The organism is Pseudomonas sp. B6002, from assembly GCF_013385985.1.
Lineage (GTDB): Bacteria > Pseudomonadota > Gammaproteobacteria > Pseudomonadales > Pseudomonadaceae > Aquipseudomonas.
The window spans coordinates 1-11,219 of sequence record NZ_JACAOY010000019.1 but is presented as its reverse complement, the minus strand read 5'-3'; the positions used below and the strand labels follow the sequence as shown (position 1 = coordinate 11,219).

Genomic DNA, 11,219 nt, shown 5'->3' with positions numbered 1-11,219 from the left:
ATGAGCGCTTTAACCTTGAAAATTGCCACCCAACTGGCCAGCCAGGCCTTGAATGCCGGCCGCACCATTTCCGCGGCGCCGCTGACTATTGCGGTGCTCGACAGCGGCGGCCACCTGATCACCCTGCAACGCGAAGACGGCGCCAGCCTGCTGCGCCCGCAGATCGCCATCGGCAAGGCCTGGGGCGCGATCGCCCTGGGTAAAGGCTCACGCCTGCTGGCGCTGGACGCCCAACAGCGGCCGGCGTTTATCGCTGCGCTGAACAGCCTGGGACAGGGCAGTGTGGTGCCGGCCCCGGGGGGGGTGTTGATTCGCAATGGAGAAGGGGTGGTGTTGGGGGCGATCGGGATCAGCGGGGATACGTCGGAAATTGATGAGCAGTGCGCGATCACGGCGATTGAGGGGGTGGGGTTGTTGGCGGATGCGGGGGTGTCGGCTTGATTGTAAGGTGACTGGAAGGGCCTCATCGCGGGCAAGCCCGCTCCCACAGGGTTTGATGGTGTTCACACCGGCCAATGTGGGAGCGGGCTTGCCCGCGATGCAGACGACGCGGTCTCAAGTCAAAGCCAAATGGCATCCCACAGCGGGTAGTCGCCAAATTTCTTTACCAGCCCGGCTCTCAATGGATTGGCCACAATGTATCGAGCGATGCCTTCAAGACTTTCTTCACGGCGCACCGCATGGTCGTGAAAGCCGGGTTGCCAGAGTCGACCTTGGCGCCCGGCGACTGCATTCACCACGCGAGTACTTTTGGGCTTCACTTGACGCATCAAATCAGCAAGTGAGCCTTTCTCCAGCGAGATGAGCCAGTGGAAATGATCCGGCATGACGACCCACGCCAAGGAGGTCGCCAGGCCCTGGTACTGGGCAATCCTGAATTGTTGAACCACCAGGCGACCGAGTTTGAAGTCCTGGAAAATGGGTTCGCGATCCAGGGTGTTGGTCGTCAATAAATAGATGCGGTTGGGTTCGTCATAGCGGCCGATGCGCAGGCGCTTTGAAGCGGGGAGATCAGGCATTCCTTGGCCTCTCTTCAGTGGGGGTTCTGAGAGGCTAGATCTCGGTGTGTGGTGCTGATTGGCGGGCTTTTGGCAGGATGTGTCTGAACTGGCGCTATCGCGGGCAAGCCCGCTCCCACAGGGGGCTCGCAGTGTTCATACAATGTGTGTCTGGCGCGGATCAAGTGTGGGAGCTGGCTTGCCTGCGATAGCCATACCCCGATCTATCAGTCCGGCTCACACCCCTTCAACACCAACCGAATGATCGTCAACGCCGCCGCTTCATAATCCGCCTCATCCAGCTTGGCCTTCCCGGTCACCGCCGAAATCTGCCAGTCGAAATCCGCATAGGTCTGCGTGGCCGCCCAGATGCTGAACATCAGGTGGTTGGGGTCGATGGCGGCGATCAGGCCGCGGTCGACCCAGTTCTGGATGCAGTCGATGTTGTGCTTGGCCTGGGCGTTGAGCTGCTCGACTTGATCGGCGCTCAGGTGCGGCGCGCCGTGCATGATTTCGCTGGCGAAGACCTTGGAGGCAAACGGCAAATCGCGGGAGATGCGGATCTTCGAGCGGATGTAGTTGCTCAGCACGACCGATGGCTCGCCCTCGGGGTTGAAGGGCGTGGACGCAGCCAGGATCGGCTCGATGATGCTTTCGAGCACCTCGCGGTAGAGGTTGTCCTTGGACTTGAAGTAGTAATAGACGTTGGGCTTGGGCAGCCCGGCCTTGGCGGCGATGTCGCTGGTTTTGGTCGCGGCGAAGCCTTTGTCGGCAAACTCCTCGCTGGCCGCCCGCAGGATTTTTTCTTTGTTGCGCTCGCGAATGCTGCTCATAAACCTGGAGTTTCCTTGCCAAGACTGGCGGTTGCGCATGGTAGCACCGGCTTTGCGCAGCGCTCAAGAATCCCGCCGCAGCCCACGTATCACGGGCGTTACACTGACATTGTCTGTCTTGAGGCTGAACGCATTCAAGGTAGTACAGGCAGGCGAAGGGCGGGCTGCTAGAGTTCAGGGCAACGACGCGACCTTTGCCGGTTGCCGTTCTGTCCTGTATTCGGCGTTCGAGTGAGAAACCGTGGAGAAAAGCAGACGACGTACGTTCGCCTGGGGTGTTGGCGCGTTGTTGGTCATCGCGCTGGTGGTCGGCCTGGGCATGCACCTGATGGGAGGCGCCCATAAAGGCAAGCCACCGTCTCCCGGCGAGCCCGTCGCGGTGGTGCCGGTGGTGTTGCAGGATGTGCCGGTGTACATCGACGCGCTGGGCACCGTGACACCGACGCGCAGCGTCACCGTGGTCAGCCAGGTCGACGGGATTCTTAGCAGCGTGGAGTTCAAGGAAGGCCAGCACGTGAGCAAGGGCCAGGTCATCGCCCGCATTGACGACCGCGCGCTCAAGGCGCAACTGGCCGTGGCCAAGGGCACCCTGGCCCATGACCAGGCGGTGTTGAGCAATGCCCAGCGTGACCTCGCCCGTTACCGCGACCTGGTCAAGGCCGGTTCCACCAGCCAGCAAACCCTCGACACTCAAGCCTCCCTGGTCCAGCAGCAACAAGGCACCGTGGCCGCCGACCAAGGCAATGTGCAAAACCTGGAAGTGCAACTGAGCTACTGCACCATCACCTCACCGGTGGATGGCGTGGTCGGTTTGCGGCTGGTCGACCCCGGCAACTATGTCACCACCGCCAGCACCACCGGCATTGTGGTGATCACCCAGATGAACCCGGCCACCGTGGTGTTTGCCGTGCCCGAGGATGACTTGGGAGCAATCGACCAGGCCCTGGCCCGTGGCGCCGTGCCCGTGCTGGCCTACGACCGCAACAAGAAGTCCTTGCTGGCCACCGGCAGCCTGTTGGCCCTGGATAACCAGGTGGACACCAGCACCGGCACGATCAAGGTCAAGGCGCAGTTCGACGATTCGGGCAATGCCTTGTTCCCCAATCAGTTCGTCAACGCACGGCTCAAAGCCGACACCTTGAGCCAGATCGCCGTGGTGCCGACCCGCGCGATCCAGCACGGCAGCAAAGGCGACTTTGTGTTTGTGGTCAATGGCAACAAGGCCAGCCTGCGCACGATCCAGACCGGCCCTTCCACCGGCGACGTGTCGGCGGTGCTCGATAGCGGCGTCAAGGCCGGCGAGCAGGTGGTCACCGAGGGCGCCGACAAACTGGACGATGGCTCTGTGGTGAAGGTCGTCGCCCAGTGAGGAGCTGCCGAGCATGAACATTTCGCGGCCCTTTATCGAACGCCCAGTCGCCACCACCCTGATGATGGTGGCGGTGCTGCTGCTCGGCCTGTTGGGGTATCACTTGCTGTCGGTGTCGGCGCTGCCCGAGGTGGATTACCCGACCATCCAGGTCTTCACCCAATACCCCGGCGCCAGCCCGGATGTGGTCAGTTCCTCGATCACCGCGCCGCTGGAGCGCCAGCTCGGTGAAATGCCGGGGCTCAAGTCGATGAACTCCACCAGCTCGGACGGCGCCTCGGTGGTGACCCTGCAGTTCGACCTGTCGCTGTCCCTGGACGTGGCCGAACAAGAAGTGCAGGCAGCGATCAACGCGGCGGGCACGTTCCTGCCGGCGAACCTGCCGTACCCGCCGGTGTACAGCAAGGTCAACCCGGCCGATGCGCCGGTACTGACGCTGTCGCTGACCTCCGACGTGCTGCCGCTGACCAAGGTCGAAGACCTGGCCGACACGCGCCTGGCGCAGAAGATCTCGCAGATCACCGGCGTCGGCCTGGTGACCATCAGCGGCGGCCAGCGCCCGGCCGTGCGGGTGGAGGCCAACACCTCGGCGCTGAACAGCCTCGGGCTGTCTCTGGATGACCTGCGCACCTCACTGGGCACGGCCAACGTCAACCAGGCGAAGGGCAATATCGATGGCAAGTTCCAGGCGTATTCCATCGGGGCCAACGACCAACTGCAATCGGCCGAGGAATACCGCGACCTGGTGATCGCCTACAAGAATGGCGCGCCGATCCGCCTGTCGCAGATCGCCAGTTCCACCCAGGGGCCGGAGAACCCGCGCCAGGCGGCCTGGACCAATGACACGCCGTCCATCGTGCTGAATATCCAGCGCCAGCCGGGGGCCAACGTGATCGAGGTGGTCGACCGCGTGCAGCAACTGCTGCCCAAGTTGCGCGCCAGCCTGCCGGGCACCTTGAAGGTGGCGGTGCTGACCGACCGCACCCAGACCATCCGCGCCTCGGTCACCGATGTGCAATACGAGCTGGGGCTGGCGATATTGCTGGTGGTGATCGTGATCTTCCTGTTCCTGCGCAATATCCCGGCGACGATCATCCCTGCGGTCACCATCCCGCTGACGCTGATCGGCACCCTGGCAGTGGCCTACGCCCTGGGGTTTTCGCTGAACAACCTGACGCTGATGGCGCTGACCATCGCCATCGGGTTTGTGGTGGATGACGCCATCGTCATGATCGAAAACATCACCCGTTACCTGGAGGCGGGCGACACGCCCTTGCAGGCCGCACTCAAGGGCGCCGAGCAGATCGGCTTCACCATCATTTCGCTGTCCATCGCGCTGATTGCGGTGATGATCCCGCTGCTGTTTATGGGCGATGTGGTGGGGCGGTTGTTCCGTGAATTCGCCATGACCGTGGCGGTGACCATCGTGATTTCGGCGGTGATTTCCCTGACGCTCACGCCGATGATGTGCGCGCGCATGCTCAAGTCCAAACACGAGGAGCGCCGGCCGGATTTCTTCGACCGGATCAACCGTCATTACGTACGCGGCCTGGACTGGGTACTGGCACACCGCACCCTCACGCTGATCTCGGTGGTGCTCACGGCGGCACTCACCTTGTTCACGTTGGTGATCATGCCCAAGGGGTTTTTCCCGGACCAGGACACCGGCCTGATCCAGGGTATTTCCCAGGCGTCGCCGACCGTTTCGTTCCAGCAGATGCAGGTTGAGCAGCAACGTTTGGCCGCGCGCATTCTCAAGGACCCGGCCGTGCAGAGCCTGTCTTCGTTCGTGGGTATCGACCAGACCAACCCCACGATCAACCAGGGCAACCTGCTGATCAACCTCAAGCCCCGTGGCGAGCGTGACAGCAGCACCGCCGTGATCCGCCGCCTCGCGGACGCCAATGCCGATGACGCCGGCATCCGCCTGTACCTGCACTCGGTGCAAGACCTGACCCTGGATGCCACGGTGTCCACCACCAGCTATCGCCTGGGCCTGCAAGCCACCGACCCGGATGAGCTGGAGCAGTGGACCACCAAACTGCTCACCGCGATCAAGAAAGACCCGATGTTCACCGATGTGCAAAGCCAGGCCATGCAGTTCGGCAACCAGATCAAGCTGACCTTCGACCGCGCCACCGCCTCGCGCCTGGGCATCACCCCGCAAGCCATCGACGACGTGCTGTACGACGCCTTTGGCCAGCGCCAGGTGTCGACTATCTACACCCAGCTCAACCAGTACCACGTGGTGATCGCCACCGACCATCCGCCGCGCAACCTGCCGGACTTGCTCACCGGTTTGTACGTGGACATTCCTGGAGGTGGCGTGGCGCCGCTGTCGAGCATGGCGACCCTGGAAGTGGTGCGCACGCCGGTGACCATCAACCGCCTGGGGCAGTTTCCCTATGCGGACGTGTCGTTCAACCTTGTCCCGGGCCAAACCCTTGGCGCGGCGGTCACGCGTTTGCAAGACATCGAAGCCCAGGTCGGCCTGCCGCTGTCGGTGCAGGCCAACCTGGAGGGCGCGGCGGCGACGTTCCAGGCGTCGTTGTCGAACCAGGTGTTCCTGGTGTTGGCGGCGATTGTGGTGGTGTACCTGATGCTCGGCATTCTGTACGAGAGCTTCGTACACCCGGTGACCATCCTCTCGACCTTGCTCTCGGCGGCCCTCGGTGCGTTGCTGGCGCTGCTGCTGACCGGCACGCAGTTCGACATCATCGGCTTGATTGGCATCGTATTGCTGATCGGCATTGTGATGAAGAACGGCATCATGATGGTCGACTTCGCCCTGGAGCTGTTGCGTGAAGGCGGTTTGAGCCCGGTGGCTGCGATTCGCCAGGCGGCGGAGCTGCGGTTCCGGCCGATCCTGATGACCAGCATGGCCTCGCTGTTCGGTGCGGTGCCGTTGGCGCTGGGCACGGGGATTGGTTCGGAACTGCGTCACCCGCTGGGCATCGCAATCATCGGCGGCCTGCTGCTGAGCCAGTTGCTCACGCTGTTTTCCACCCCGGTGATCTTCCTCGCCATGCACAGCCTGGGCGAGCGTTTCAGCCGGCGTGCGGCGGTCGAGCCATGATGCGATGAACCTCAGCGCGCCGTTTATCCATCGCCCCATAGCCACCACCTTGCTGGCGGCCGGGCTCGCGCTGTTTGGCGTGCTGGCGTTCAACCTGCTGCCGGTGGCGCCGCTGCCGGAAGTCGACTTCCCGACCATCAGCGTCAGCGCCTCGTTGCCCGGCGCCGACCCGACCACCGTCGCCAGCTCCGTGGCCACGCCGCTGGAGCGTCAGTTCGGCCAGATCGCCGGGGTCACGCAAATGACCTCCGCCAGCAGCCTGGGCTCGACGCGCATCACCATGCAGTTTGACTTGAACCGCGATATCGACGGCGCGGCGCGGGACGTGCAGGCGGCCATCAACGCCGCACGCAGCAACCTGCCCAGCGACCTGTCGGGCAACCCGACCTACCGCAAGGTCAACCCGGCTGACTCGCCGATCCTGATCATCAGCCTGACCTCCGACAGCGCCACGCCGGGGCAGATGTACGACGCCGCTTCGACGGTGTTGGAGCAGCGCCTGTTGCAGACCACTGGCGTGGGCGATGTGACGGTGGGTGGCGGTGCGTTGCCGGCGGTGCGCATTGAGCTGAATCCGGATCGCCTGAATCAGTACGGGGTGAGTCTTGAGCAGGTGCGCCAAGTGATCGGCGCGTCCAACGCCAACTTGCCCAAGGGCAATGTGGCGGTGGGCGACCGCTCCTACGGCATCGGCGCCAATGACCAGTTGCTTGACCCCAACGATTACGGGCCGCTGGTGGTCAAGACCCATAACGGCGAGCTGATCCATATCTCGGACCTGGGCTATGTGCGTGAAGACGTGCAGGACCTGCGCAACTTCGGTCTGTCCAACGGCAAGCCGGCCGTGCTGCTGGTGGTGTTCAAGCAGCCGGGCGCGAACGTGATCGATACCGTGGACGCGGTGAAGGCGTCGCTGCCGTTTTTGCAAAGCTCGATCCCGGCCTCGATCAAACTCAACCTGCTGATGGACCGCACCACCACCATTCGGGCGTCGCTGCATGACGTGGAAGTGACCTTGCTGGCGTCGATCCTGCTGGTGACGCTGGTGACCTTTGGTTTCTTCCGCGACTGGCGCAGTACTTTGGTGCCGGCCGTGGTGGTGCCGCTGTCGTTGCTCGGCACGTTTGGCGCCATGTACTTTCTGGGCTACAGCCTGAACAACCTGTCGCTGATGGCGCTGACCATTTCCACCGGCTTTGTGGTGGACGATGCCATCGTCGTGGTGGAAAACATCATGCGCCACCTGGAGCGCGGCAAGACCCGGGTGGAAGCGGCCCTGGCCGGGGCGCGGGAAGTGGGGTTCACGGTGCTGACCATCAGCGTGTCGCTGGTGGCAGTGTTTATTCCGCTGCTGTTGATGGGCGGGATTGTCGGGCGGCTGTTTCGCGAGTTCTCGGTGTCGTTGTCGGTGGCCATCGTGATCTCGATGCTGATCTCGCTGACGGTCACGCCGATGCTCGCCAGCGTGTTGCTGCGCGCGCCTAAAGAGGTGCATGAGGGCAACGAGCACCCGGACTCACGCTTCCATCGCTTTTATGACCGCACCCTCGGTTGGGTGATCGACCATTCGATCCTGATGGGCCTGGTGACGGTGCTGGTGATCGTACTCGCGGGAGTGTTGTACGTGCTGGTGCCCAAGGGCTTTTTCCCCCAGGAGGACACCGGGCGCCTGCAGGGCAGCATCATTGCGGCGCAGAGCATTTCGTATGGGGCGATGCAAAAGGACTTCACCGCGATCAACCACAAGGTCATGCAGAACCCCAATGTGGAAACCGCCGCCGGGTTTGTGGGCGGCGGTGGCGGGGGCGGGGGAGCGGTCAACAGCGCGCAGTTGTTTGTGCTGCTCAAGCCCATCGATCAGCGCAAGGACAGCGCCACCGATGTGATCGGCCAGATCCGCCACACCCTGGGCGATATGCCGGGCACCAAGCTGTTCTTGCAGGCCGCCCAGGACATCACCGTGGGCGGCCGGCAGAGTGGCGCGCAGTATCAGTACACCCTGACCGCCGATGACCAGCAATCCCTGGATGAATGGGTGCCCAAGGTGGTGGCGGTGCTGCACACGCTGCCGCAATTGACCGACCTCAACACCGACCAGCAAGACAACAGCCTGCTGGCCAATGTGCAGATCAACCGCGACACGGCGGCGCGGCTTGGGGTGGGCATGTCGGCGGTGGACCAGACGCTGTACGACGCGTTTGGCCAGCGCCAGGTCTCGACCCTTTACCGCGCCGCCAACCAGTACCATGTGGTGATGGAAATTGCCCCCGAGTACTGGAGCGATCCGACGGCGCTCAAAGGCATTTATGTGCCCACCGGCAGCGCGGCGGTGGCGGCCAAGGGCACCACGGCCACGCCGAACCTGGCCAGCCCGGCAACGTTGGTGCCGCTGTCGGCCCTGGCGGATAACACGGTTTCGCGCACGGCCATTTCCATCAGCCACCAGGGCACGTTCCCGGCGGTGACGGTCTCGTTCAACCTCGCCCCGGGCACGTCGATCGGCCAGGCCACGGCACTGGTGGATGATGCGGTGAAGCAACTGCGCATGCCGGCCAGCGTCACCGGCCAGTTTGCCGGCACGGCCCAGGTGTTCCAGTCGTCGGTGGCCAGCGAGCCGCTGCTGATCGTCGCGGCGCTGCTGTCGGTGTACATCGTGCTGGGCATTCTGTACGAAAACCTGATGCACCCACTGACCATCCTGTCCACGTTGCCGTCGGCGGGTGTCGGTGCGTTGATTGCGTTGCTGCTGACCGGCACCGAGCTGTCGATCATTGCGCTGGTGGGGGTGATTTTGTTGATCGGTATCGTGAAGAAGAACGCGATCATGATGATCGATTTCGCGATCACCGAGCGGCGCGAGTTCGGGCTCACGGCCAAGGAAGCGATTCGCCGCGCGTGCCTGATCCGCTTTCGGCCGATCATGATGACCACCCTGGCGGCCATCCTCGGGGCGTTACCGCTGGTGCTGGGGCATGGCTACGGCTCCGAGCTGCGCCGGCCTTTGGGGATTTCGATTATTGGTGGCCTGTTGCTCAGCCAGGTGCTGACGCTCTACACCACCCCGGTGATTTACCTCTGGCTCGACCGGGCGTCGCAACGCCTGGGGCGGCACAAGGAAGCAAGGTCATGAAACTTCGATACAGTGTGCTGTTCCTCAGCCTGGTGCTTGGCGGTTGCATGGTGGGGCCTGACTACCAGAAACCCGCGATGCAACTGCCACAGACGTTCAAGGAAGGCGCGCAGTGGCAGCGTGCGGTGTCCAACCCCCAGGGCGCTTTGGACAGCCAGTGGTGGCTGGCCTATCAGGACCCGGTGCTGAACGACCTGGTGGCACGCTCGGCCAAGGCCAACCAGTCGATCATCGCGGCGGAGGCGGCGTACCGGTTGGCCCAGGCGCAGGTGGCGTCGAGCCGTGCCGGGTTGTGGCCGACAGTGGGCGTGGGGCTGTCGGGATCGCGGGGGGAGGGCGGTGACGGCACCACCTCCAGCGCCGCGACGTCCACCGGGGTGAAAAACAGCGTGAGTGCCACCCTCACCGCCAGTTGGGAGCCGGACCTGTGGGGCCAGGTGCGCCGAGGCATTGAGTCGAGCCAGGCCACGGCGCAGCAATCCGACGCGTTGCTGGCCGGGGTGCGGTTGTCCATCAGTTCCAGCGTGGCGAGCAACTACCTGGCGTTGCGGCAGATGGACATCGATGTGCGCCTGCTGCAGCAACAACAAGCCATCAATCAGCAATTGCTGGACATGATCCAGGCCCAGTTCACCCAAGGCGTGGCGACCAACGATCAGTTGCTGGTGGCCCAGGACCAACTGACCACCTCGATTGCCGACCTGCAAACCTCGTTGCGCGACCGTGAGCAGTATGAGCATGCCCTGGCGGTGCTGGTGGGCATGGCACCCAGTGAGTTCAGCGTGGCACCGCGCACTGACTTCAGCTTCGTGGTGCCCCGGCCGCCGTTGACCTTGCCGTCGACCTTGCTGCAACGCCGGCCCGATGTGGTGGCGGCCGAGCGTTCGGTGGCGGCGGCGAATGCCAAGATCGGCGTGGCCGAAGCGGCGTTTTTCCCGACCCTGGACCTCACCGCGTCATTGGGCTATCGCGGCAGTGCGCTGGGCGGTTTGTTCTCGCTGCCTAACCGTATCTGGACCTTGGGGCCGGCCTTGGCGGAGACAATCTTTGATGGCGGCGCCCGAGAAGCGGCGGTCAAGCAGGCTGAGGCGAGTTATGACCAGATTGCGGCCAACTACCGTGGCACGGTGCTCAGTGCGTTGCAGAACGTCGAGGACAACCTGTCGGCGATCAATCATCTGCAGACGCAGGCGGATGCGTTCCAGCAGGTGTTTGCGCGTAATCAGCAATTGTTTGGCAGCCAGGAGGCGCAATTGCGTGCGGGTACTGTGAGCCGTGAGGCGGTGTTGACCCAACAATTGGTGTTGCTGCAGGCCGAGCAGAATTTGCGGGATACGCAGGGGCAGTTGAGTCAGGGGAGTGTGGCGTTGATCCAGAGTTTGGGGGGCGGTTGGCAGCCCTGATGGCTCGCTATTTTGCTGATGGACCCACGGATCAAATGAACTGACCCCAAAATGTGGGAGCTGGCTTGCCTGCGATAGCGGCCTATTGATTGTCCACTGTCTTACTGATGCCACTCGATCCAACTGTGGGAGGGCAGTGTGGCGTTGATCCAGAGCTTGGGAGGTGGCTGGCAGTCCTGATGGCCTCAAAGGCGAACACTATTTTGCTGATGGCCCACGGTCAAAATGTGGGAGCTGGCTTGCCTGCGATAGCGGTCTATTGATTGTTCACTGACTTACTGATGTCACTCGATCCAACTGTGGGAGCGGGCTTGCTCGCGAAGGCTATGTGGTGGTCGCCGGGGATTTTTGGTCGGAGTACATATCCATTGCTGCGGTAACGGCGCCTTATGGTTCCGCTCTTACAGCGG

At 63.1% G+C, this 11,219-nt stretch carries 7 protein-coding genes; 5 read left to right on the top strand and 2 right to left on the bottom strand.

Going from position 1 to position 11,219, the window contains the following annotated elements; translation table 11 throughout:
- Nucleotides 1-441, top strand: a complete 441-nt coding sequence (locus HX792_RS22650) for a heme-binding protein (protein ID WP_176998186.1) — start codon at nucleotides 1-3, stop codon at nucleotides 439-441.
- A 119-nt stretch (nucleotides 442-560) separates the two neighbouring features.
- Here the strand turns inward: HX792_RS22650 and HX792_RS22645 are convergent, their stop codons facing one another.
- Together HX792_RS22645 and HX792_RS22640 are read right to left on the bottom strand one after the other, a co-directional pair.
- Nucleotides 561-1,019 carry a transposase gene (locus HX792_RS22645; protein WP_176998185.1) on the bottom strand — a complete coding sequence of 153 codons (459 nt, stop codon included), beginning with the start codon at nucleotides 1,017-1,019 and terminating at the stop codon, nucleotides 561-563.
- Between the two features lie 206 nt (nucleotides 1,020-1,225).
- Nucleotides 1,226-1,831 (bottom strand): TetR/AcrR family transcriptional regulator, encoded by a 606-nt coding sequence (locus HX792_RS22640; protein WP_176998184.1) that lies wholly within the window; start codon nucleotides 1,829-1,831, stop codon nucleotides 1,226-1,228.
- A 241-nt stretch (nucleotides 1,832-2,072) separates the two neighbouring features.
- On the opposite strand from HX792_RS22640, the gene HX792_RS22635 reads away from it, so the two are divergent.
- Genes HX792_RS22635 through HX792_RS22620 form a run of 4 tightly spaced genes read left to right on the top strand, consistent with a single transcriptional unit; the run spans nucleotide 2,073 to nucleotide 10,809 of the window.
- Nucleotides 2,073-3,200, top strand: coding sequence for an efflux RND transporter periplasmic adaptor subunit (locus HX792_RS22635; protein WP_176998183.1), 1,128 nt, complete (start codon nucleotides 2,073-2,075; stop codon nucleotides 3,198-3,200).
- Between the two features lie 13 nt (nucleotides 3,201-3,213).
- The gene (locus tag HX792_RS22630; RefSeq protein WP_176998182.1) at nucleotides 3,214-6,276 is read left to right on the top strand and encodes an efflux RND transporter permease subunit; all 3,063 of its coding nucleotides are present in this window, start codon (nucleotides 3,214-3,216) and stop codon (nucleotides 6,274-6,276) included.
- A 4-nt stretch (nucleotides 6,277-6,280) separates the two neighbouring features.
- Nucleotides 6,281-9,406: an efflux RND transporter permease subunit gene (locus tag HX792_RS22625; RefSeq protein WP_176998181.1), complete on the top strand. Its 3,126-nt coding sequence runs from the start codon at nucleotides 6,281-6,283 to the stop codon at nucleotides 9,404-9,406.
- Entirely contained in the window at nucleotides 9,403-10,809 is a 1,407-nt protein-coding gene (locus HX792_RS22620; RefSeq protein ID WP_176998180.1) for an efflux transporter outer membrane subunit, read from the top strand. The genes HX792_RS22625 and HX792_RS22620 overlap by 4 nt, the downstream gene beginning before the upstream one ends.
- Nucleotides 10,810-11,219: the final 410 nt, after the last annotated feature.